Origin of the sequence: Corynebacterium sp. 11A (assembly GCF_008930935.1) — a bacterium.
Classification (GTDB): Bacteria; Actinomycetota; Actinomycetes; order Mycobacteriales; family Mycobacteriaceae; genus Corynebacterium; species Corynebacterium megadyptis.
On record NZ_PQMR01000014.1, the window covers coordinates 13,399 to 35,767 of the forward strand.

A 22,369-nucleotide genomic window follows, 5' to 3' on the forward strand; every position below is an offset into this window, starting at 1 on the left:
TCGAAAAGCACCTTCCCTAGGGTTGAGTTCTAGTTGTTGAGGCGCGCAGCGCCTCGAAGAGCCTACCCGCTGCCCAGGCATGCATCATGCTGTGCGCAATCGAGCCCACGCGCGGCTGCGGGAAGCGCTGCTCGCGAATATCGCTCGCGCTCACCCAGCGGGTCTCACGCAGCTCATTGTCGGTGACGCAGTGGGCCTCCACATCAGCGGTGGTGCCGTACATGCCCAGCATCAGCGAGCCCGAGAGCGGCCAGGGCTGGCTGGCCACATAGCGCACCTCGTCGAGACGCCGGCCGGTTTCCTCCAGCACCTCCCGAACGAAGGCGGCCTCGATGGACTCGCCCGGTTCCACATAGCCGGCGATAAGCGAAAAATACTGCGAGCGCTGCGCATTGCGCCCGACGAGAATGCGGTGCTGGTCCAGCAGCTCCACCACGCCGATCACGGCAGGGTCGATGCGCGGAAACACCCAGCCACTACTCCCCCGCGCTCGGGCGGAGTCAGCGGCATAGTCCAAGGCGGAGCCATCGGCGGGGTGAAAATGAGTGCTGGCCTTGGCCTTCACCAGGGCGAGGGCCCGCAGCAACTCTCCTTCCCCGGCGATCGAGCCCTCCCAGAACTCGGGATCACCGGGACCGCACAGCGTAGCTCCCGCTGCCGCGGCGCGCTCGAGGGCGGCGGCATCGGCCTGCACGGCATAGAGCTGGCGGCGCTTATCGACGCTCACTCGCTGTCTCATCGCCTCAGCACTGATGCCGCAGCGGCGCAGATCGGCCGCGTCGAGCTGTGCCGCGATGGTGTGATGCGGGCCAACGAGAAGGTAGCGATCGGCAGACTGATCCGGCACGGGCTAGGTACTTTCTCCGCGCGGCGGCTCGGTATCGGGGACATCCGCAGAGAGCACGCGGCGCACATAGAGCAGCCGGTCGCCGGGCTCGACGGATTCCGCCTCCTGGGCGTCGATGCGGTAGAGCTTGCCGGAGCGCACCACGCCCAGCACAATATCGGCGAGGTGGCGGGGGTTGGCGCCCACCTCGTCTTCTTTGACCATGCGCTCGGCGATGGAAAAGCCTTCGCCCGGGGAAAGAAGATCTTCCATCATCTCCACCACGGGCGGAGTGACGGTGGCCAAGCCCAGCATGCGGCCGGCGGTCTCGGAGGAGATCACCACCGAATCGGCGCCGGATTGCTCCACGAGGTGAAGGTTTTCGGACTCGCGTACCGACGCCACGATCATCGCCGAGGGGGCGATTTCGCGCACCGAGAGGGTGATGAGCACCGCGGCATCGTCTTGATTGGGGGCCACCACCACGGCCCGAGCACGAGAAACTCCGGCCAACTTGAGCACATCGGATTTCGTGGCATTGCCTTGAACCGTCACGAGGTTGTGCCCCGAGGCGCGCTCGAGTGCTTGGCGGTTGGTATCAACCACCACGATCTGTCCGGGCGGCACACCATCGGCCAGCAGCGCGGTGACTGCGGAGCGTCCCTTGGTGCCGTAGCCGATGACCACTGTGTGATTGCGCAAGCGCTTCCTCCATCGTTGGATTTGTAGGGTGCGGCGGGATTCCTCGGTGAGCACCGCCAGCGTCGTGCCCACCAAGAGGATCAGGAAGGCGATACGCAGCGGGGTGACCACAATGACGTTGAGGAGGCGGGCCCGGTCGGTCACCGGGGCGATATCACCGTAGCCGGTGGTAGAGAGCGACACCACCGAGTAGTACAGCGCATCGAGAAAGGACAGCGGCTCGGTGTAGCCGCCGCTATCGAAGTACACGATCACCGTCACCGTGAGGATGAGCACGATGGCATACACCACGCGGCGCGCAATGAGCAGCCACGGCGAGGAGCGCCTGTCCTCCGGGATGCGGATGATATTCAGCAGTGCATAGTCCGGCAGATCATCCAGCTCGGTGGGGCGGCGTACCACGGGTTGCCTCGCGCGGGCTCGGGATCCGAACCTTTTACGCATTCTCGCCACGGCTATATCCTTGCTGCTTGGTTGCGGGGGTCATCAGTGGTGGGCACTCGCCGGCTGCACACGCTCAGTCTGTCGTGCCGATACCGTCAGTGTGCACCAGCGCGGCGAGCTCATTCTCATCGGGTAGCTTACTCGGTTCGAGAGTGTGATCGTAGGCGATGTAGTGGAAGGCTGCACGCACCGAGTCCGGATCGATCTCTCGACCATATCGCCGCGACAGCAGCCGCGCCCAGGCCAGCCGGTACACGGCGAGCTGGATCTGCGCTGCCTGCATGTCCGCGCCTGTGGGCGGGCGGCCTGTCTTCCAGTCCACCACACACCAGCCGGACTCTTCGTCCGTACCGAAGTGGAAGATGGCGTCGATGCGCCCGCGCACCATGCTGCCGCCGAGTGAGATCTCGAAGGGGTATTCCACATAGGTGGGGGTGCGCTCCGCCCACTCGCTGGCGAGGAATTTCTCCTTCAAGTGCTCGAGCTCCGCGCCCTGGGGATCGATCTCCTCCCCCGCCCCGGGCAGTTGCTCATCATCGAGCAGCGAGGTGGCACCGAAGCGATCCTCGATCCACTGGTGCAGCGCCGTGCCCCGCTTGGCATAGGCATTGGGTTTGAAGGGCACTGGGCGGTGCTGGCGGCGGGCGAAATCCGCGGGGCTGGACTTCAGCGACACCAGATCAGAGGTGGAGAGCTCATGGCTGAGCTCTACCTCCACCACGGGCCGAGCGGCGGCCTCATGTTCGGCGATGAGCGCCTCCACCTCCTGCTGCCACAACTGGCTGAGCTCACTGGAGTTGGCGGGAAGATCCTCCCAGCGGCGGTGGCGGGCCGCCTCCACGGCCGTGGCCGCCGCATCGAGAATGTCCTCGCTATAGCTGGCGATGCCGTGGTTGAGCGCCAGCGCCTGGGCCTTTTCTTCCTTCCACAGCCGCGGGAAGCGCAGATCCGTCGCCGGGGCCGCTGAGGTGGTGCTTTCCTCAGCGGTGGCGGCGGCAGGATCCGGCTCCTCGCTCTCACTGCTGTCGTACCAGTGCACCACGGATTCGGGGGCGAGTTCTTTGAGCGCCGTGAAGTGCTCGAAGGGCGTGGTCTCCCTGCTCGTCGGATCGGCGTGCGCCGCCCCGCTGACGATCAGCGTGTTTTCGGTGCGGGTGATAGCCACGTAGAACAGGCGCACCACCTCATCGAGATAGCCCCGCCATAATTCATCGCGGTGTTCGGTGATCGCCGCGTCCGCCTCGTTCTGGCTGGTGACTCCCTCGAGGTCCAGCACGGGCACACCATTGGGGTTCTCCACCCCGGCGATATCGGTAATCACGGCATCGCCGCGCAGCACGGGGGGCAGCTCCCCGACCGAGTTGAGCCAGTTATCAAACCTTTTTTGCCTGGTTTCCCCATCGTTGTAGGTGCTGTTATCGCAGTGCAGCACCGCGACGGTATCCCATTCCAAGCCCTTGGCTTTGTGCACGGTGAGCAGCTGCACGCGGTCGCTGTGGACGGCGATCTCGGCACGGTCGAAACCGCGCTCGTGCTCTTTCGCCAGCTCAAAGTAGCTCAGCATGGACTGCAAGGAGGCCCCGGGGGTGCGGCTAAACTCGGCCACCTTCTCGGCGAGCTGGTTCAGGTGCGCCACCCCGGCGCTGCCATCGCTGTTCGGATCGCGGCGCACAAGCGCTTCGGTACGGATGGAAAATACCCGCTCGATATCGGCGATAATGTCCGTCAGTGGTTTGGATAGCGAATAGGAGCGCAGGTAGCGCAGTTTCGAGGCGAGCTCGGCGAGCCGTTGGTAGCCCTCCTCGCTATAGCGCTCCGGTTCCCCGAGGTCCGCGATGGCGTCGACAAGCCCCACATGGGCATCGGGTTCATCGCTGAGCGCTTGGTCGATGGCGGCGCGGAGTCGCTCCAGCGGATCGGGCGAGCCGAGCCGTTCATCCTCTTCTACCTCGCCGCTGGAATTCACTCGGCCGGCAATATTCTCGGTGCGGCGGTGGAGCGCCTTGAGATCCTGCACCCCGAGATTCACCAGCGGGCCACACAGCACGCGGACCGCGGCCTCATTATTCTCCGGGGAGACGAGCATGGTGGCGATGGCGAGCACATCCGCTACTTCCGGAACCTCCAGCAGCCCGCCGAGGCCAACGATCTCATAGGGGATACCGCGCTGGGCCAAGGCTGCCGCCATCGCGGCGATGTGGTGGTTCTTGCGCACCAGAACGGCGCCGGTGAAACGCTCTCCCGCCTCCTGCTTGTCCTGGAAGCGTTCGGCAAGACGCCCAGCGACATACTCCACTTCCTCCTCATAGGTGCGAAACCATCCGAGGGCGATATCGCCCGCCGCGGCCTGTGGCCGGGAACTGAGCTTTTCGACGCTGCGCTGCTGCCCATCACGCTCCAACACGGAGGCGGAGACGGCATTGGCCAGCTCGAGCACGCTACTCGGGTTGCGCCAGGAGGTTGTGAGCTGGCTCTTCGGTGCCGGCGAGGTACTCCCATCCTCCGCGATGCGGGGAAAGTCTGTGGCGAATTGGTCCAGATTGGTGGAAGTGGCGCCACGCCAGCCATAGATGGCCTGCATGGGATCGCCCACAGCGGTAATGCTCAACGCGCGGTCGGTATTGCCAAAAAGATGGGACAACAGCACCCGCTGGGCATTGGAGGTGTCCTGGTACTCATCGAGCATGACTACCCGGAATTTCCGGCGTTCGCGATAGCCCACTTGGGGATATCTTTGGGCAATGCGGGCCGCCGCAGAAAGCTTCTGCGCAAAGGTGGCCACATTATCGCGCTTCATGCGCCGCCGCAGTTCCCGCACCAGCGGCAGATAGTCCTGGCGCTTCGTCATCGCCGTGACAAGTTTTTCGACATTCCCCGACTTGTACTGCTTTTTCTGCCGCGGGCTGGTCTCGAGCCCATCGATGAGCGAAATATAGTCGCGCTGCGCCTCCTGCAGATCCGCGGGATCGACAAGGTGGGAATCGAGTGCGGACATCAACGCCAGGGTGGAGTCGATAGCCGAGCTGACGCTGGGATCGCTGGCGATCGCGGTGGAGTGCTCCCGCACCACCTCATAGCAGTACTGGTAAAGCTCGGTCTCGGTGATCAGGCGCGCAGATGTTTCGATGGGCAGCAAGAGGCCGTACTCGGCCACAAGATCCCCACAGTAGGAATCGTAGGTGGCTACCTTCGGTTCGATACTGAGCTCGCGGCCCTGCTCATCCACCGCGAGCCCGAGGGTGTTTTTCAGCGTGGCGAGGTTCCGGCGGATGCGCTGTTCCAGCTGGCCGGCGGCCTTGCGGGTGAAGGTGAGTCCCAGAACCTGATCGGGGCGCACCAGCCCATTGGCCACCAGCCAGACCACGCGCGCGGCCATGGTTTCGGTTTTACCGGCGCCGGCACCGGCCACCACCAGCAGTGATCCTTGTTCCGCACCGATCACCGCTGCCTGCTGCTCGGTCGGTGCATAGGGCTGCTGCAGTCGCTCCGAGAGCTCACGGGGAGACAGCCGCGGATTGTTCTGCTTAGGCATTGAAGATGCTCCTTCCCTGATCCTGTGCCGGGCATACCGCCTTCAACGTGCAATACGTGCACTGCTTCTCATTGAGCTCAGCCCGCACCCGCGGCTGTGCTTTCTCCCGCGCCAGCGCCATGAGTGTGTCCTCAAAAGCAGCGAGTTGCTCCTGATCGAGCCGTGCTTGCTCGCGCGTGGTGACCTTCTTGGTGCTGGTGCCGGGATAAACCAGCACGGCGCCCTCCCGCTCGAGTTCAGGGTCCTCGGGGCGGCGGGTGGCGAGATTCCCTTCCGCATCGAGGCGGGCGTGCGCTACGGCCACTTGATAAGCCGAGAGCTGCGCGTGATCGGCGGCATCTTTCTGGGCAATGGCCTGAGCGGAGGACTTATAATCCACCACCCGCAGGCTATCGCCACTGCGGTCGATACGATCCAGCCGGCCGGAGATCATCACATCATGCTCGCCCTCCGTGAGATGGCCGACGCGCACCCACGCCTGCCGCTCGGTACCCACCAAAGTGGTCGCGGCATTAGCAGAGTGGATCCACGACAGTGTTTTATCGAGCATGGTGCTAAACCACGCGATCTCCGCCTCCTCTCTCCACGCTGCATCATCGAGCTGCTGAGCAAAGGCATGCTCCACCAACTCGCGCGCCACGCTCTCCTCGGCGCCATTATCAATGGCTTCGGCGAAGGCGTGCACGAGCGTGCCGGTGATTTGGGGGCTGCCACTGGCGGAGTCAGCGAACTTCGCCACGGTGCCGTTGAGGGGGCAATCAAGGCTCTTTTCGATGGTGGAGGGGGATAAACGGATGGTGTCCCCGGCACGCACCAGAGGCTCAGTAGTAGAGGCCGCCCGCATGCCCCACCACTCCTGCGGGCTGGCCCCCAGCACGCCGGCCTCCGCTAGCCGCGCGAGATGATACGCGGCATGCTCGCGATCCGCTGCGGGAGCGTGCGGATTTTCCAGGGTGCGCCGCAGTTCTGCGATCACACTCGAGGTGGACAGCATACGCGGATGAATGGCGCGCACCGCCCCAGCATCCTCGGATGTGCTGGCGGCAGTCTCGGCGCTATACACCCGCATGCTCACCGGGGTGGCAGCGAGGAAACGGGAGGGCTCGGTGGTTCCATCTTCGCTCTCCGTGTCATCGATCGCCATGATGTAGAGCTGTTCGGTCGCTCGGGAGCAGGCCAAGCTGAGCAGACGGCGTTCTTCTGCTTCCCGCTCGGCCGTGTGGGTCACATACACCCCAGGGTCGATGTCCTCGTCTGTGTGGTTGATTAACTCTTCCTGGCCGAATAAAGTGCCCGTTTCTCCCAGCTGCGGCCAAGCACCTTCATTGACTCCTGCGACTACCACGAGGCGAAAGTGCATGCCCACGACCGAGTGGGCGGTGAGGATGGTGACGGCATCTGTTTTTGCGCCGCGCCGCTCGCGGGTGAGCGAAGGAACATCGAGGCTGTCGATATAGGAGATGAAGCTGGAAAAGGAGGCCCCGGGGCGACGCTCGGTATAGTCGCCGGCGGTATCAAACAAGGCCATGGCGGCGTCGAGATCCTGATCCGCCTGGGAGCCGGACGCTCCGCCGCGAAGCGAGACCGCCTGCAGGTGCTGGGCAAGACCGGTCGCTTCCCACAACGCCCACAGCACCGCCTCAACGGACTCGCCGCGTTCATAGGCCGCCCGCCCCGCTTCGAGCACCTCGGTAGTGCGCTGCAAAATCTGGGTTTCCCGCTCGGTGAGGCTATCGCGAATCTCGGCGTTTTCCGGCGCGGTATAGCCTGGGGCTTGGGGAAGCAGGAGATCCTCGAGTACCTCGATGGCCCGGCGGCTACCGCCGTGGCGTTTTTCTGCGGCACGCACACCGCGCAGCAGGCGGCGGTAGGTGACCGGATCGGCGCCACCGACGGGGCCGAGGATGAGCTCGCTCAGCTCGGTGCTACTGATACGGCTCAGCAGGCTCCGTGCGGCGATAAGCAGGCTGGATACCACCCGCTGTTCCTTGAGTACCATCGCCGAGTTGTCTACGTGCACGGGGACACCGGCGATCAATAGCGCCCGCTGCAGGCTACCGATCTCCCCTGAACTGCGCACGATCACTGCGATATCGCGCCACGCCACCGAGTCGAGCAGCCCGGCGCGACGTACTCGGTCCGCGATGAAGTCGTGGTGGCTGCGAGCATCAGCGGCCATCACATACTGCGAGCGCGCCTGAACCTGAGGCTCTGTCAGCTCGATGGTGTGCTCGGCGTGGTAGTCGATGAAGAAGTCGGGATCCGCGCCACGGAAGTGAAACACGGAGTGCTCTGGGTTGCCACCGAGTACCATGAGCGTGGTGTGCGGGGTGAGCGCCTCGATCAACCCAGCTGCCTTGGGATCGAGATTCTGTGCGTCATCAATCAGCAGATACCGCGCTGAGCGGGCCACCTGTTGGGCGAGCTGCTCATCATCAGTGATGAGGCGGTGAGCTTCGGCCAGCAGCTCGGAGGCGTTGAGCGAGTCCTGGCCAGAGAGCGCCATGGTGTGGCGATACTCCCGCAAAAACTGCCCCGCAGCAGACCATAGAGGGCGGTCCCAGTCCTCGCCGAGCTGCTCGAGGTCTGCGGCACCCAGACCGCGCTCTTGGGCGCGCAGCAGGAAGTCGCGCAGGCCGCGGGCGAATCCGACGAGCTCGAGTGCCTCGTGCTGCTCTTCCGGCCAGTAGGCTCCGCCGCGCTCGCGGTGGCCGTCGAGAAGCTCGCGGATCACGGCATCCTGCTCGGCGCCGGTAATCATGCGGGGCGAGGTGCCAATATCGCGCTGGCGCGCGGCCCGGACAATGGCGAAAGCCAGGGAGTGAATAGAGCGCACGAGCGTTCCTGCGGAGGCAAAGCCTTCGGCACGGCCGCCCAGCAGAGAAGAGAGCTCGCTGCGGTGATAACTCGCCGTCTCCTTGGCGGTGGTGATCAGCGCAATCTCCGCCGGATCCACACCCGCGTTGATCAAGCCCACCACCGTATCGCTCAAAGCGGAGCTCACACCCGTGTTGGCGGCGCCGATGAGCTTCACGGTGCCTGTTAGTTCGGCGTGCACCAGCTCGTGCACGGCCGCAGACCACGTCCTACGAGGGGTTTCTCGCGGACCGGGGTAGGTGACTGTCACCGTGGGGTTCGGTGGTGGGGCCATCAGCGGGGTGCTATTCATGCCCATCATTCTTGCAGAGGTAGTGGACACTCACAGCGAATTGCCCCTCGACAACTAAGAACACACATTCGAAGAATGCGGGGGAAATCTGGGCTAGGAGTCGGCGTCGAGACGCTCGCCAAGTTCGCGGGCCAACGCCACAATGCGGCGGCTGTGTGCGGGGCGGCTCGCTCGGTGCAGCGCGTGCACATAGAGGCGATAGAGCACCCCGCGGGCGGCCAAGGCGTCGAGATAACGCAGATGCGAGAAACGATCCAGCACCCCGATATCGACGGCATCGGCGATGATGCCATCTACCATCGTCAGCGCCGCGGTATAAGCATGCGGGTGGGCCACGGGCACGATCTCGGTCACAATCGGAGCTTGGCTACCGGAGAAGATGGTGGTACCCAGCATGTCAGCGTGGCCCAACTGCACCTCGAGGGGAATCTCGGGCACCCGCCGATGCAGCTCCGCAGCGGCGCTCAGCGCCTCCACCTCGTGGCCGCGGGCGGGGCGATCGCCCTCAAAAGCGCGGGCCAACAACTCGGCCGGCTGTTCTGCCCACGCGGCACGATCAGCCAGCTGAAAAATGCTGGCTTCATCGTCGACCTGCTGCATATCGCGGCCCACCCACTGGGGCACCGGCACCTCGGCGAGAGCGTCGGCGAGCAGAAGGGCCGCGCCCACGGTTTCATCGACACGCTGCGCTGGTTCGCCCACCACATAGGCATTAGCCCGGAATCCCGAGATCACCACGCGCCCATCGGTGGAGCGCACCGGCCGCACCAGCCGCACACCACGAGGGCTGAGGCTATCGCGCAGCTTGGCCGACCACGCGGCAAAAGACGCCGAGGGGGCTCGGGAAATCACCACGTTTCCACATTTGATGCCGTTGTCCCACGCCGCGCCGAGTCGCTCTGCTGCGGCGATGTGATGGGTGGGCACTCGGAAAGCCTCAAAAACGTGCCCCGGTACCGAGCCCACGGGTGTCGAGTCGGTGGTGTCAGTCATAGCCCCTAGATTAGCGTTGCACCCCACGCGCCCGGCGCGCACACCACGGCCATGGGCAAGATTGCGTTCCGAGCTGCGCCTTCTACTGGTTCATCCACCAGTACATGATGCCCCCATCGAGGGTGATGACGCGCGCGAAACCATGGGCCAGCAGGATCCGCGCGGCCTCTTCCGAGCGGACTCCCGCTTTGCAATACAGCGCCACCGGCTGGGCGCGATCCAGCTCGGCGACTTGGCCGAGGTCCCCGGCGCGCAGCCGCGAGAGCGGAGCGAGCAGGCTCTCGCCCAGTACTCCCCCTTCCCATTCGATGGGTTCGCGCACATCCACCGAGATCATGCCCTCCTCGAGCAGGGCGGGCAGCTCCTCCATCGAGCGGTGTTCCGGCTCCTTTGTGGGCGCAGGCGGGGCGGTGTTCTCGGCGTCTCGCGGTGTCTTCTGGGGATCGATCGCGTGTCCTTCCTGGGCATCGGCGCTCCGGCGGGTGGCCGCATCCACCGCAGCAGCAGCTGTCGTCGCTGCTGGGCTGTCTCCCCACTCGCATGCCTCGACCACGGTGCGGTGACGCAGCGCCGCCGATTCCGGGTGCGGGGAAAAGGAGAAGGTTTTGAAGTTGTTATTCGCCGCATCCCAGGTAGCGAGGCGGCCGATGAGCGGGGTACCGAATCCGGTAATGAGCTTGATCACCTCGGTGGCCATCATGGTGCCGATCACCCCAGGCAGCACGCCAAAGACGCCGGCCTCGGCGCAGTTGGGGGCGCTACCGGGCGGCGGCGGGGTGGGAAAAATATCGCGCAAGGTATAGCCCTCGGCGAAGACAGATAGCTGACCGCCGAATTGCTGGATGCTGCCCCATACCAGCGGGATGGACTGCTCCGCACAGTGATCGGCCACCAGATAGCGGGTAGCGAAGTTATCGGAGCCATCCACCACGATGTCGTATTCACTGAGGATGTCTCGGGCATTAGTGGCCGTGAGTGCACAGTGGTGGGTGCGCACCTCCACCTCGGGGTTGAGCTCGCGGGCAAAGCGGGCCGCGGACTGCACCTTCGGCGTGCCGATATCGCTGGTGCGGTGCACCACCTGGCGCTGCAGGTTAGACAGGTCCACCGCGTCAGCGTCGATAATGCCCAGACACCCCACCCCAGCCGCGGCTAAGTATTCAATCACCGGGCTACCGAGCCCGCCAGCACCAATCGCCAGCACCGAGGCTCCGTAGAGTTTCTGCTGCCCCTGCAGCCCGATTCCAGGCAGGGAGAGATGGCGGGCATAACGTGCCGTCGCCCCAGCGGGCAGCGGCCGCGGTGTGAGAGTCACCGATTTTATTCCTTCTTGCCGTTCGGATAGGGCCACGCGTTATAGCTGCAGGTGGCGTTATCGTCGGGGTAGATCTCGTTGGGGTCGATCTTGTTCAGCTCCGAATTAGAGAGGCTGAGGGTTTGTTGCATCATGATCGGCGCGAGGGCGCCATCGCGGCCACACGGCACATGCTGCGCATAGCCGATACCGTGTCCTACCTCGTGGTTGATGAGGTATTGGCGATAGGCGCCGAGATCACCAGCGAAAGGCCGAGCGCCACGCACCCAGCGGGATTCGTTGAGCACCACGCGATTGCCGTCGGAGGTAAAGCAGGAGGTCTCCATGCCCAAGTTGGCGCCGCAACTCTTGTGCGTGGTGTTCACACTGCTCAGCTGGATGCGTAGATCCGCCTTGTCCGGATTGTCGATGTGCTTGAAGCCAAACTCGGGATCGGCGGTCCAGCCCTTCGGATTGGTCAGGGTGGCATCCACCATCGCGGCAAAGCCATCGTCGCCGCCATAGTGGGCGGGGTTGAGCCCCTCTTCCACTTCGATCACATAAGTGAAGGTGCGCGGGCGGCCCGCCCCAGCTTCGGCGCCAGGTGCGCCCACCGTGCGGTAGGTGCCGCGACCGTCTTCGGTATAGGGCCCGCCTTCGGGCAGCTGACCGCCCTCGGTCAGAAACGTCAGATCTGCGGGATTAGGCACCGGCGGTCGCCCCTCGTCGCGACCTGTGCTCGTGGCTGCCGGCGGAACGGAGGAGGCGGTGGGGGGTGTGGTAGCGGCGGGCTGATGGATGATGTCGACGAGCACCCACACGGTGATGATCGCCAGCACCGGAATGGCATAGGCCCGCCAGCCATAGTCGCGGGCGAAACGCACGAAGAAGGAGTCCGTGGACTCTTCTGCTTCTCGACGCTCCCCCGCTGCTTCATGCCGCCCCGGCGACGGCGCCGGCTCCGGCCTGTGGTGGCGCGAGGCAGCGATGTCATCGTCGCTATTCCACGCGTTATAGCGGTCGGGGCGGTCCTCCCCGTCCTGGCCGCGTAGATGTCTTCTCTCGTCGATGACTCGCTACTCCTTCTGCCTCGTGATCCTGCGCGCTGCGCCTGTCGGCGGCGTTAGTTGATAAAGCCCACTGGATGAGCGTGTGCGGAACCGAATTCCACATAAGCGATAGAGCTACTACGAACCACATACTTTCGGCCCTTGTCATCATCCAGAGTCACAGAGGTCGGCTCTGCGCTGGCGAGTGCCTGCTGCACCTGCGCGAGCACCTCATCCTGGGCGCGATCGGAGGAGATAACAAGCTCGCGTGGGCTGTCATTGAAACCAATTTTGATGTCCATACAGATGCCCTCTTTCCATGTCTGTGACGATGGCGCGGCACCTGCCTAGGCTACCGCGCCGGTGCGTATGAATTAACGGTTATCGTCTCATATGCACAGTGAGGATAGTAGTTCTCTGCCACCGTGCACTGAGGCAGTCTCCAATACTAGTGGCAGGACAGTTAGTATCTATAGATGTGTCTGACCAAGGATCTTCCACCGCCCACGATCAGCCTCGCTCTGCCGGTTCGAGGCGTTCCCGCCGCCGAGTGCGTCGCCACACCACGCGCCAGCAGGTAGCCGAGGCCGCACCGGCACCCTCCGAGACGGCTGCGGCGACCGCTCCCCCTGCCGCTACAGAGGCTGCCGCCGCGCCCGCCGCGGCACCACCTTCTCGCAGTACAGCCGCCACGCAGGACGCCGCCACTCCGACTTTTGCGGAGCTGGGCGTCGCCGTGGAGATCGTGGAGGCCCTGGCAGAAAAGGGCATCACCCACACCTTTGCCATCCAGGAGCTCACGCTGCCCTTAGCGCTTGATGGCGCCGATATCATCGGCCAGGCCCGCACCGGCATGGGCAAGACCCTCGGTTTCGGCGTGCCTCTTCTTGATCGCGTCTTTGACGCCGCCGATGTAGCGGAGCTCGATGGCACCCCGCGCGCCCTGATTGTCTGCCCCACCCGCGAGCTGGCGGTACAGGTGAGTGAGGATCTCGCCACTGCCGCAGCCCGCCTGCCGGTGCGGGTACTGGCGATCTACGGTGGCACCCCCTATGAGGATCAAATTTCGGCACTCGAGCGAGGCGTGGACGTGGTCGTGGGCACGCCGGGACGGCTCCTTGATCTTGCCCAGCGCGGGGCACTGCGGCTCAACGAGGTGGCGATCCTGGTTCTCGACGAGGCCGATGAGATGCTCGATCTGGGCTTTTTGCCCGATATTGAAAAGCTCATGGCCATACTCACCCACGCCCACCAGACGATGTTGTTCTCGGCCACCATGCCCGGCCCCATCATCACCTTGGCTCGGGGCTTCATGCACAAGCCGGTGCATATTCGGGCCGAGTCGGCGGAGTCCTCGCAGACACACGCCTCTACCCGCCAGGTGGTGATGCAGGCGCACCAGATGGATAAAACGGCGATTATTTCCCGCATTCTGCAGGCTCCCGGCCGCGGCCGCACCATCATTTTCACCCGCACGAAGCGTTCCTCGGCGACATTGGCCGAAAGCCTTGCCGCCCATGGCTTTGCAGTGGGGGCGGTGCACGGCGATATGGGACAATCGGCCCGCGAGCGCTCACTCACTGCGTTCCGCGAGGGACGCATCACGATCCTGGTGGCCACCGATGTGGCGGCCCGCGGTATCGACATTGATGATGTCACCCATGTGATCAACTATCAGACCCCGGACGATCCGATGACCTATGTGCACCGGATTGGCCGCACCGGACGCGCTGGCCACACCGGAACGGCCGTCACCTTGGTGGGCTTTGATGAGCTGCACAAGTGGGCGCTGATCAATGATGAGCTCAAGCTCGACCAGCCGGAACCGCCACAGTGGTTCTCTACCTCCCCAGAGCTATTCGAGGCCCTCGATATTCCCGAGGGCGCTACGGATTCCATCGGCGATGCCCGCCCCGTCTTCGGCGGGGGTGCCTCGAGCCTGCGTGGTCGCGGCAGCCGCCCGCGGGGCGCTGGGCGCAGCCACGGGCGCGGTCAGCAGAACGGCCGCGGAGGGCGCGGGCGCCGTAACTAGAAAGTGCGGTATCCTTCAGCCTCATGAGTTCACGCGATAGCGGTGCGGCTGGTGCTGCCACCCCTGCTCGGCGCCGCCTCACCCCCGCTGCGGGCTGGTCTGTGCTCGCGCTACTGGTGGCGCTCATCTGTGTGCTCACATACCTCAGCGCCCCGGCCCGCCACGCGCATCTGCGCAGCTCCATCGGCCCAGAGGAGCAGCCCCCGCAGGTGCCGAGTGTGGTCACCTCCTTCCCGGAGTCCATGCATAAACAGTGGACGCTCACCGCTGAGTCCCCGCTGCAGCAGCGGGATACCTATGTGATCGATGGCTTGGTAATCGCCGCGGAGGACCACCGAGTGTTCGCCTTCGACCCCGCCACCGAGACCGAGCGCTGGTCCTATGAGCGCAGCGATGCCACCGTCTGCGCACTATCTTTGGCATTTTCACAGGTGATGGTGTCCTTCTCCACGGGCTTCGGCTGCGGTGAAACCACGGCCATCGATGCCGATACCGGCCGTTATAACAGCACCCGCGCGGTGCTCACCGAAGAGCCCGTGCAGTCGCTGCGTTCCAATGACGCCGCGGGGGTGTACAACGATGAGTTGGTGGTGCTGTGGCGCTCGGATCTGGTGCGCACCATCCAGGTGGGTAAGGATCCCGCCCCGCAGGAGCGCGAACAGCTGGGCCATGGTTATTGCCGCATTGGCTCCGCTCTGACTCGGCTGAGCACCCTGGCCCTCATCGATATCTGCGCGCCTGAGGAAGCCGGCAATAACAGTGGTGCCTCTGTGGCTCGGCTGCACTTTTTCGACCGCAATCCCGAGGACTCCCGCAAGCCGGAGCCCGAGAAAACCATCGAGCTCGAGCAGCCGGACGCCCAGCTTCTGGCCGTTGCTGAGGATGCCGCCGCGGTGTACTACCCGCCCCAAGACCTGCGCGTCCAGGGACGTATTGTCTCCTATGGCATCAATGGCGAGGTGCTGAGCGAGCGCGGCGTGGCACCGCTCTTCGATCCGCGCACCATCATTCACGCCGATCTTCCCCACCACATCACGGTCTACACCGATCGCGGCCTCATCCTCTTCCACCCCACGACCCTCGCCGTGGAACACATCTTCTCCGACGCAATCGGCTCAGGGGTGGCAATGGGCACCGATGCCGTGGCCTATCCCGTTCGTGATGGTCTCGCCCTCGCCGAGTGGCACCGGGGCAAGCGGATCGACCATGTCCGCGCCTCCATCGACGATGGCGCCGATTCCACCCCGATTAATCTGCGCCTTTCTGGGGACACGATCATCGCCCAACAGGGCTCAACGATCACAGGGTGGCGTCGATAATCGCTTATCGACGCCACCCTGCAGGCATATTCTCGCCTAGTACTGCGCTGCCGCCCAGCGCACGGCGACCCCGTTGAAGAGCAGGCCCAGGCCGAGCAGGCCCACAATGCCCACCGCAATGGCCGAGGGGGTGTGCCCGGCGCCGTGAATATAGAAGGCAATGGGAAGAAGCAGCATGTTGAGCATGAGTATGGGCGCGCGGCCCCAGCGCTTGCCGCGGGCGAGGAATAGTGCTGCAATGCAGACCGCGCCGAAGAAGATGAGAAAGACCACGCCGGTGCCGAAGCCGAGCAGATCGGCGCGCAGCTCATCTTCGAAAACAGCGGAGGCATCGCGATATCCCAGCAGGTCACGGGCCATGAGAAAGATGCCATATGCGATACCGAGGAGCCCCTCTACCCCGCCGAGTATCGCCGCCCAGCGAATAGGGGCGGGAACGGCGGATGCGGCCTGCTCCGCAGGGGGCGTGGACTCGGGGCTGCGGCGGGATTTTTCTGCTCTGCTCACAGAACATCAGTCTATACAACGCCGGTGACTGCGCCCTAGACATCCCGCAGCGACGCAGCGCGCCGTCGCGGGAGCGGAATCCTTTACACTGGGGAATCGTGCGAAGCCTACTTTTGATGAACCCCAACTCCACGAGCGTCAGCCATGCCATTGTCCGCGATGTTGTGAACGCGCTCGCGCCTGTGACGTCCATCAAGGCTGTCCATACGGCCTATCCGCAGCATGCCGAGGAGATCTGCGCTGGGCTGCGGCGCTCTGATTATGACGCCATCATAATTCTCGGCGGCGATGGCACTGTCGGCGAGGTGATCAATGGCTTGCTGGGCAAAGATGTTGCTGCGCGCCCCGATGCTGCCGAGCTGCCGCGACTAGTAATCATCCCCACCGGCTCCGCCAATGTCTATGCCCGCGCCCTCGGGCTGCCCAATGATCCCACAGAGGCCGCCTCTGAGATCGCGGATCTGCTCCGCGAGGGCACGGTGCGGCGCCTGCCGCTGGCCATGGCACATAATGTGGGCTCGACAGAGACAGATCCGGACCATGATGAGTCCAAGCGCTGGCTCTGCGTGAACCTAGGCATCGGCATTGATGCCGCCGTGATTCACTCGATGGAGCAGGCCCGCAAGCGCGGCATCTCGGCAACCCCCGGCAAATACGCGCTTATTGCGGCACGCGCCTGGCGTCGCCTGCGGGCGCATCCGCCGCATATCTCTTTCCGAGCGGAGACCGCTGGCACCGTGCGGGAGGAAAAGGAGCTGCCCTTGGTGGTGGTATCCAATACCAATCCCTGGACATTTGCCGGCCCCGTTCCGGTTGTGACCAACCCCGATGCCCGAACGGAAGGTGGCCTCTCAATTTTCGCCCTCACCAGCGCCGAAGGCGCCGGTGGACTGGCGGCTTTGATGAAGACGGTGGGCTCGAATGTCCGATTCTGGTCTGCTTTGCCCGTGGATACCGGAGAAATCCAAGTTGACGATATCAACGCACTTACACTCACCCTGACAGAGAAGACGAAGTGGCAGCTAGACGGCGAGTTTATGGGCGAGACAGATCGCATCGATATCGTTTCTGTCCCCGATGTGATCGACGTGATCGCCCCTGAGGGCGTTCAAATTTCGTGAGATATATCACTAATTTGGCGAAAGCTCTAGCCAAACAGACATAGTCGTGCAAGAATTCACTTCAGCGAAGGCAAAGAAAGCGCAACCCTTTGCCAAAATTCGGTAGAAGCAGAGATTAACCATACGTTAAACCCGCAGCTGAGACGGAACGCTTAAGCGGCGGGCGTTAATTTTTCTCTCCCTTGGCTTCACTGTAGCTAGCAAGCACGACCCCCATATTCTTGGGAGTCACCCGTGCCCTCTACTAGCCGTAGGATGTCAGAACTGCGAAGAGAAGAGCGCCCTCATCCGGATCATCCGATGCGTACCCTGCCTTCACCCGAAGCCGATAATTCACCCTGATAGATGCACTAAAGCTTTAGCTTAACTTTAAGGAGTACACCATGGACTGGCGCCACAACGCAGTTTGCCGCGACGAGGACCCTGAGCTCTTCTTCCCTGTAGGAAATTCCGGGCCCGCCCTGGCACAGATCGCCCGGGCAAAGCTGGTGTGCAACCGCTGCCCAGTAACCAACCACTGCCTGAAGTGGGCCCTCGAGTCCGGCCAAGATGCCGGCGTCTGGGGTGGTATGAGCGAGGACGAGCGCCGCGCCCTGAAGCGCCGCAACAAGGCGCTGGCGCGCCAGCGCTCCCGCGCCACAGTCTAGGAAGCGTGAGTGCCACAGTGAATTGTTCTCGCCGTGAGTGAGACGATACACTGGGCACTCAAACTTTCTTTTCATTCATACCCACCTCTAGGAAGGAGACCACTATGAGCAAGCGTGGTCGCAAGCGTAAGGACCGTCGCAAGAAGGGCGCTAACCACGGTAAGCGCCCCAACGCCTAAGCCACTGGCCTAGGCCCTAGCGCAGCAAAACCCAGCCTGGTTTCTTTGAAGAACCACGCTGGGTTTTCTCTTTTCTCACCGCTGCGGCTAGCCGATGGTCCACTCCACGCGCATCTTGAAGCGGATGGTTTCACGCAGCCGGGTGGGGGCTTTTTGGCAGCAGCACTGCCGCAGAAGCTCGCGTACCTGCTCCTCTACTCCGAGACGCTCGAAGCACTCTGGGCAGGCCTCGACGTGCCGGCGCAGCTGTGCCCGCTCGCCGGGGCTGCAATCCCCCTCCAGCAGCCGAGCGAGAGAGGCATAGGCGCGCTCGCAGCTTTCGGAGCATTCATGCTTGCGTCCGCAGTCTCTCATTGGCTCACCTTCCGCGTTGTTGTGGCCTGCTCGGTGCTGTCCGTCTCGGGCTCGACGCCGATGCCATGATCGGCAGCTACCTCTCTCAACGCATCGCGCAGCTGTCTTCTTCCCCGATGCAGCCGACTCATCACCGTTCCGAGGGGAGTGCCCATGATCTCCGCGATCTCCTTATAGGCCAGCCCCTCCACGTCTGCGTAGTAGACCACCATGCGATAGTCCTCGCTAAGCTGGTTCATCGCATCCGCAATCTGGGTATTCGGCAGCAGCTTCAATGCCTCCACCTCAGCGGATTCCAGCCCGGTGGAATCGTGGGTGGAGGTATTCATCAGCTGATGATCGGTGATCTCCTCGGTGGGCAGCTGCTGCGGCCGGCGCTTTTTCTTGCGATAGCTATTGATATAGGTGTTGGTCATGATCCGGTACAGCCACGCCTTGAGATTGGTGCCCGGTTGAAAAGAGGAGAAGGCCTGATAGGCCTTGAAATAGGTTTCCTGCACGAGATCCTCGGCGTCCGCCGGGTTGCGCGTCATGCGCAGCGCGCCGCCATAGAGCTGATCCAGCAGCGGCAGGGCGTCGTCTTCGAAACGCTGCTCGAGGCTGCGCTCATCCTCGCCTGCGCGCGCTCGGCTCGTGGCCTGTGCGTCCTCAGGTGTGTCCACCATGCTTATCCCCGTGGCTCCTGCCTCTATAGTCGCGGTGTGCGCCGTGCGTCCTAGTCGTCCTCATTTATTCTAGGGTCCGCCACGTCCACACATCGCACCGCCTCCTCATTGAGCAGCACCGGCTCAGCCGACCAGGTGCCGTCAGCTGCCCCCACATAGAGTGCCGCCATGCCGTCGAAAGGCGGCTCGCCCACTCTGATGCGCACCCCCGGCACGATGCCGTTATCGTTCAGGTAGCGCAGGATGTCCACGCTGTGATCGTGGATCCGCTCCACCACAGTGTCCGCGCCGGGAGCAAGCGCTGCCAGCGTATAACCGCCCACGGTGTCGATCTCCCCGCTCGCGCTGGGAATCGGATCCCCATGCGGGTCGCGGCTGGGGAATCCGAGAAAGCTATCAATCCGGCCGAGCAAACGATCAGAGATGGCGTGTTCGAGTAGCTCGGCCTCCTCGTGCACCTCATCCCAGCCATAGTTCAGCGTTTCCACCAAAAAGCTTTCCACCAGTCGGTGCCGCCGTACCATAGCTAGGGCCAGCTGCCGCCCCTGCGCGGTGAGGGTGATGCCGCGGTAGGGTTCGCGGTAAATATAGCCGTTCTGCGCCAGCTTTTTCACCGCCTCAGAGGCCGTGGGGGTCTTCTGCCCCATCGTGCTGGCGAGCTCTTTCAACGAGGCCGGCGCCTGCGTCCGCTCGCAAATATCAAAAATGTTCTTCAAGTAATCTTGGGTGCGCACGGGCAGATCAGTGATGGAAGGTACAGACGTATCCATACTCTCTAACCCTAGCGTTTGATCGCTGACGCGCTAGGCCCCTCCAGCGTTATAGTGTCTCGGTTATGGCAAAGAAAAAGAAAAAGGGCGCCTCGGGTGCCGCCACTCCCGCCCTGGCGGTGCTGCGCGCGGCCGGAATCGAGCATCAGGTTCACGAGTTCGACGCCGGTCACGACCACTTCGGCCAGCAGGCTGCTGCAGCACTCGGCGAGAGCGAGGGCGTCGCGGCCGCGGCCATCTTCAAAACCCTCGTGGTGGACTTAAGCGCCGGACGCGGGCCTCGCCGCAACCTCGCGGTGTGCTGCGTACCGGTCACCGGCTCGCTGTCGTTGAAGAAGGCCGCCCACGCCTTCGGCGTATCCAAGGTGAGCATGGCGGATCCGCATGACGCCGAAAAGTCCTCCGGCTATATCACCGGCGGGATCTCCCCACTGGGGCAGAAGAAACTCCTGCCCACGCGTATCGACGCCAGCGCCACGGCGCATCCGACCATCTATGTCTCCGGCGGCAAGCGCGGGCTCGATATCCAGCTCCGCGCCAGCGATATGGCTGCCGTCCTCGGCGCTGAATTCAGCGATCTCGCCGCACCCTAGGCCGAAAAGGGGCGCGGCTGGTGAACGTCGATAAGCGCGCTGCTAGGAGATCAGCTCGGGATAATCATTGCCCACCCGGCCCACGGCCGTATCGGCTGGGGTGGTGATCACACTCGCGCGCAGGGACTCCGGCGCCGCTACGGAGACGATCGCCTCCGCCGCCTGCTGATCCTGGGTGAGCCACGCCTGGGCCTCCTGGGCGGTGAGCAGGCGCGGCATGCGATCATGCAGCCACGCAAGCGGCTCGGCGCTGGCGGTGGTGATGATCGTGGTGGACATCTGCCCCAGCCCGGTGGCAACCACGCCCGCAGCCCACAGCAGCTCGCCATCTTCTCGATGGACAAAGTGCGGCTGCTTATCCTTCCACTCGTAATAGCCATCCATGGGAATCACGCAGCGGGAACGGGCGAAGGCGTCACGGAAAGACGGCTTGGTGGCGACGGTTTCAGCCCGGGCGTTAAAGAGCACGGGACCGGTGCTGTCCTTCTTCCAGTGCGGCAGCAAGCCCCACCACGCGGCCCGCAGGCTCAGCGGGGCCGTCGTAGCGGCATCCTGAAGCAGCTCGGTAGCAACAAACACCGGCACCGAGTGGGTGGGGGCGATATTGTAGCGCGGCGGCGGGCAGCCCTGCGGCGCATCAATCTCCGACACGCCGAATACCCGCTGGGCATGGCGCAACAGCTCCTGCTCAGTAGTGAATAAAACAAAACGACCACACATGGTGCCCATTGTGCCAGCAGCCTGGCCACCTATCCCCCGTATGCTCACAACCACCTGCGGTTTTAGGGCACATCGACGACGCCACCGGACCCTAGCCCTAGAATCGAAGTATGGATTCAGCACGCATGCCCCTGTGGGACAGCCCATTTGTGAAGGACCCTGTGCGCGCCCGCGTACATATCCCCGGATCGAAGTCGATGACGAACCGCGCGCTCATCTTAGCCGCGCTCGCCGACGGGCCCTCCACGATCTCTGGGGCGCTGCGCAGCCGCGATACCGACCTGATGATCGGCGCCCTCAAAGCCCTAGGCGTCTCCATCAGCGACGTCTCCCCCTCCCATGGCAGCCCCAATATTGAACTGCGCGTGCAACCCCAGCCGCTGTCGGGCACCACCATCGATTGCGGACTGGCCGGCACCCTCATGCGTTTCGTGCCCTCGGTGGCGGCGCTCGCCGATGGCACCGTGTTCTTCAACGGCGACGCCCAAGCCTGCACCCGCCCCATGAGCGCGGTGCTCAACGGCCTGCGCGGGCTGGGGGCGGATATCGACGGTACCCGGCTGCCCTTCTCGGTGCACGGAACCGGCAGCCTGCCCGGAGGCGAGATCGCTATCGACGCCTCCGGCTCCTCCCAGTTCGTATCCGGCCTGCTGCTGGCCGCCGCCCGCTTCGATAACGGCATCGAGCTGCGCCACACCGGCACCGTGCTGCCCTCCCAACCACATATCGATATGACCATCGACATGCTGCGCGAGGCCGGCGTAGAGGTAGACACCTCCGAGCGCCACGTATGGCGAGTACGCCCCGGCACCATCCGCGGCCGGCACTGGAATATCGAGCCCGATCTCTCCAACGCCACCCCCTTCCTTGCGGCGGCCGCGGTCACCGGCGGTGAGGTGACCGTCCCCCACTGGCCGCACACCACCACCCAGCCTGGGGACGAGATTCGCTCCATCCTCACCCGCATGGGCGCGCAGGCCGAGCTGTACTCGCGCGGCGATAGCCACGACCTCGTGGTCACCGGCCCCAGCGATGGCCGGCTGCGTGGCATCGATATCGACATGAGCGATATTGGCGAGCTCACCCCCACCGTGGCCGCCCTGGCCACCCTGGCCAATTCCCGCTCGTTCCTGCGCGGTATCGCGCACCTGCGCGGTCATGAAACCGATCGCCTCGAGGCATTAAGCACCGAAATCACCCGGCTCGGCGGGCGCTGCGAGGCCCACACAGACGGGCTGACCATCACCCCCATGCCCCTGCACGGCGGGGTATGGCACAGCTACCACGATCACCGCATGGCCACCGCCGGGGCCATTATCGGCCTCGTCACCGAGGGGGTACAGGTGGAAAATATCGACACCACCGCCAAAACCCTGCCCGGTTTCGACACCATGTGGGCGCAGATGATCGCCGGCACACACCCCGCTGCGCCAACACACCAGGAGTGAGGTGA

General features: G+C 63.9%; 20 protein-coding genes. 7 read left to right on the top strand and 13 right to left on the bottom strand.

Annotated features, from left to right (window positions below; all coding sequences use genetic code 11):
* Positions 1-16: 16 nt before the first annotated feature.
* From GBB18_RS09465 to GBB18_RS09500, 8 genes are all read right to left on the bottom strand, one after another.
* On the bottom strand, positions 17-847 hold the full coding sequence (locus tag GBB18_RS09465; protein ID WP_225979267.1) for an NAD(+) diphosphatase: 831 nt from the start codon (positions 845-847) through the stop codon (positions 17-19).
* A 3-nt stretch (positions 848-850) separates the two neighbouring features.
* Positions 851-1,972, bottom strand: coding sequence for a TrkA family potassium uptake protein (locus GBB18_RS09470; RefSeq protein ID WP_151641529.1), 1,122 nt, complete (start codon positions 1,970-1,972; stop codon positions 851-853).
* A 73-nt stretch (positions 1,973-2,045) separates the two neighbouring features.
* Positions 2,046-5,504: an ATP-dependent helicase gene (locus GBB18_RS09475; RefSeq protein ID WP_151641507.1), complete on the bottom strand. Its 3,459-nt coding sequence runs from the start codon at positions 5,502-5,504 to the stop codon at positions 2,046-2,048.
* On the bottom strand, positions 5,497-8,673 hold the full coding sequence (locus GBB18_RS09480; protein ID WP_192796009.1) for an ATP-dependent DNA helicase: 3,177 nt from the start codon (positions 8,671-8,673) through the stop codon (positions 5,497-5,499). The genes GBB18_RS09475 and GBB18_RS09480 overlap by 8 nt, the downstream gene beginning before the upstream one ends.
* Positions 8,674-8,766: 93 nt before the next feature.
* On the bottom strand, positions 8,767-9,666 hold the full coding sequence (locus GBB18_RS09485) for a TIGR02569 family protein (protein WP_151641509.1): 900 nt from the start codon (positions 9,664-9,666) through the stop codon (positions 8,767-8,769).
* An 82-nt stretch (positions 9,667-9,748) separates the two neighbouring features.
* A complete protein-coding gene (locus GBB18_RS09490) occupies positions 9,749-10,981 on the bottom strand; it encodes a HesA/MoeB/ThiF family protein (RefSeq protein ID WP_225990278.1) in 1,233 nt (410 codons plus the stop codon).
* Positions 10,982-10,986: 5 nt separating this feature from the next.
* A complete protein-coding gene (locus GBB18_RS09495; RefSeq protein WP_151641510.1) occupies positions 10,987-11,844 on the bottom strand; it encodes a DUF3152 domain-containing protein in 858 nt (285 codons plus the stop codon).
* Between the two features lie 239 nt (positions 11,845-12,083).
* Positions 12,084-12,311: a DUF3107 domain-containing protein gene (locus tag GBB18_RS09500; protein ID WP_151529464.1), complete on the bottom strand. Its 228-nt coding sequence runs from the start codon at positions 12,309-12,311 to the stop codon at positions 12,084-12,086.
* 422 nt (positions 12,312-12,733) lie between these two features.
* Between GBB18_RS09500 and GBB18_RS09505 the strand changes: the two genes are divergently transcribed.
* Entirely contained in the window at positions 12,734-14,041 is a 1,308-nt protein-coding gene (locus GBB18_RS09505) for a DEAD/DEAH box helicase (RefSeq protein ID WP_151641531.1), read from the top strand.
* A 23-nt stretch (positions 14,042-14,064) separates the two neighbouring features.
* The gene (locus GBB18_RS09510) at positions 14,065-15,360 is read left to right on the top strand and encodes a hypothetical protein (protein ID WP_151641511.1); all 1,296 of its coding nucleotides are present in this window, start codon (positions 14,065-14,067) and stop codon (positions 15,358-15,360) included.
* 36 nt (positions 15,361-15,396) lie between these two features.
* On the opposite strand, the gene GBB18_RS09515 is transcribed toward GBB18_RS09510, so the two are convergent.
* Positions 15,397-15,867: a hypothetical protein gene (locus GBB18_RS09515; RefSeq protein WP_192796010.1), complete on the bottom strand. Its 471-nt coding sequence runs from the start codon at positions 15,865-15,867 to the stop codon at positions 15,397-15,399.
* Between the two features lie 98 nt (positions 15,868-15,965).
* Between GBB18_RS09515 and GBB18_RS09520 the strand changes: the two genes are divergently transcribed.
* The 3 genes from GBB18_RS09520 to GBB18_RS10885 all read left to right on the top strand — a co-directional run bounded on the left by GBB18_RS09520 (position 15,966) and on the right by GBB18_RS10885 (position 17,814).
* Positions 15,966-16,988 carry a diacylglycerol kinase family protein gene (locus GBB18_RS09520; RefSeq protein WP_192796011.1) on the top strand — a complete coding sequence of 341 codons (1,023 nt, stop codon included), beginning with the start codon at positions 15,966-15,968 and terminating at the stop codon, positions 16,986-16,988.
* 383 nt (positions 16,989-17,371) lie between these two features.
* Positions 17,372-17,635 (top strand): WhiB family transcriptional regulator, encoded by a 264-nt coding sequence (locus tag GBB18_RS09525; RefSeq protein WP_151529467.1) that lies wholly within the window; start codon positions 17,372-17,374, stop codon positions 17,633-17,635.
* Positions 17,636-17,739: 104 nt separating this feature from the next.
* Positions 17,740-17,814, top strand: a complete 75-nt coding sequence (locus tag GBB18_RS10885) for a 50S ribosomal protein bL37 (RefSeq protein WP_370513275.1) — start codon at positions 17,740-17,742, stop codon at positions 17,812-17,814.
* A gap of 87 nt (positions 17,815-17,901) precedes the next feature.
* On the opposite strand, the gene rsrA is transcribed toward GBB18_RS10885, so the two are convergent.
* The 3 genes from rsrA to GBB18_RS09540 are packed head-to-tail and all read right to left on the bottom strand — an operon-like array spanning position 17,902 to position 19,603.
* On the bottom strand, positions 17,902-18,168 hold the full coding sequence (gene rsrA / locus GBB18_RS09530; protein ID WP_151550051.1) for a mycothiol system anti-sigma-R factor: 267 nt from the start codon (positions 18,166-18,168) through the stop codon (positions 17,902-17,904).
* Complete coding sequence (locus GBB18_RS09535) at positions 18,165-18,833, bottom strand: sigma-70 family RNA polymerase sigma factor (RefSeq protein WP_151550052.1); 669 nt, start codon at positions 18,831-18,833, stop codon at positions 18,165-18,167. The genes rsrA and GBB18_RS09535 overlap by 4 nt, the downstream gene beginning before the upstream one ends.
* A gap of 50 nt (positions 18,834-18,883) precedes the next feature.
* Positions 18,884-19,603 (bottom strand): metal-dependent transcriptional regulator, encoded by a 720-nt coding sequence (locus GBB18_RS09540; RefSeq protein ID WP_151550053.1) that lies wholly within the window; start codon positions 19,601-19,603, stop codon positions 18,884-18,886.
* Positions 19,604-19,668: 65 nt separating this feature from the next.
* Here GBB18_RS09540 and ybaK point away from each other — a divergent pair, with 65 nt between their 5' ends.
* The gene (gene ybaK / locus GBB18_RS09545) at positions 19,669-20,196 is read left to right on the top strand and encodes a Cys-tRNA(Pro) deacylase (RefSeq protein WP_151550054.1); all 528 of its coding nucleotides are present in this window, start codon (positions 19,669-19,671) and stop codon (positions 20,194-20,196) included.
* 42 nt (positions 20,197-20,238) lie between these two features.
* On the opposite strand, the gene GBB18_RS09550 is transcribed toward ybaK, so the two are convergent.
* Complete coding sequence (locus GBB18_RS09550) at positions 20,239-20,916, bottom strand: SOS response-associated peptidase (RefSeq protein ID WP_151641513.1); 678 nt, start codon at positions 20,914-20,916, stop codon at positions 20,239-20,241.
* Positions 20,917-21,026: 110 nt separating this feature from the next.
* Between GBB18_RS09550 and aroA the strand changes: the two genes are divergently transcribed.
* Positions 21,027-22,364, top strand: coding sequence for a 3-phosphoshikimate 1-carboxyvinyltransferase (gene aroA / locus GBB18_RS09555; RefSeq protein WP_151641514.1), 1,338 nt, complete (start codon positions 21,027-21,029; stop codon positions 22,362-22,364).
* Positions 22,365-22,369 lie beyond the last annotated feature (5 nt).

Excerpts from the sequence above, each read along its gene's own strand:
- GBB18_RS09510 (WP_151641511.1), top strand. The coding sequence starts at position 14,065 with ATGAGTTCACGCGATAGCGGTGCGGCTGGTGCTGCCACCCCTGCTCGG.
- ybaK (WP_151550054.1), top strand. The coding sequence starts at position 19,669 with ATGGCAAAGAAAAAGAAAAAGGGCGCCTCGGGTGCCGCCACTCCCGCC.
- GBB18_RS09535 (WP_151550052.1), bottom strand. The coding sequence starts at position 18,833 with ATGGTGGACACACCTGAGGACGCACAGGCCACGAGCCGAGCGCGCGCA.
- GBB18_RS09500 (WP_151529464.1), bottom strand. The coding sequence starts at position 12,311 with ATGGACATCAAAATTGGTTTCAATGACAGCCCACGCGAGCTTGTTATC.
- GBB18_RS09540 (WP_151550053.1), bottom strand. The coding sequence starts at position 19,603 with ATGGATACGTCTGTACCTTCCATCACTGATCTGCCCGTGCGCACCCAA.
- GBB18_RS09480 (WP_192796009.1), bottom strand. The coding sequence starts at position 8,673 with ATGAATAGCACCCCGCTGATGGCCCCACCACCGAACCCCACGGTGACA.
- GBB18_RS09470 (WP_151641529.1), bottom strand. The coding sequence starts at position 1,972 with ATGCGTAAAAGGTTCGGATCCCGAGCCCGCGCGAGGCAACCCGTGGTA.
- rsrA (WP_151550051.1), bottom strand. The coding sequence starts at position 18,168 with ATGAGAGACTGCGGACGCAAGCATGAATGCTCCGAAAGCTGCGAGCGC.
- aroA (WP_151641514.1), top strand. The coding sequence starts at position 21,027 with ATGGATTCAGCACGCATGCCCCTGTGGGACAGCCCATTTGTGAAGGAC.
- GBB18_RS09475 (WP_151641507.1), bottom strand. The coding sequence starts at position 5,504 with ATGCCTAAGCAGAACAATCCGCGGCTGTCTCCCCGTGAGCTCTCGGAG.
- GBB18_RS09485 (WP_151641509.1), bottom strand. The coding sequence starts at position 9,666 with ATGACTGACACCACCGACTCGACACCCGTGGGCTCGGTACCGGGGCAC.
- GBB18_RS09525 (WP_151529467.1), top strand. The coding sequence starts at position 17,372 with ATGGACTGGCGCCACAACGCAGTTTGCCGCGACGAGGACCCTGAGCTC.
- GBB18_RS09550 (WP_151641513.1), bottom strand. The coding sequence starts at position 20,916 with ATGTGTGGTCGTTTTGTTTTATTCACTACTGAGCAGGAGCTGTTGCGC.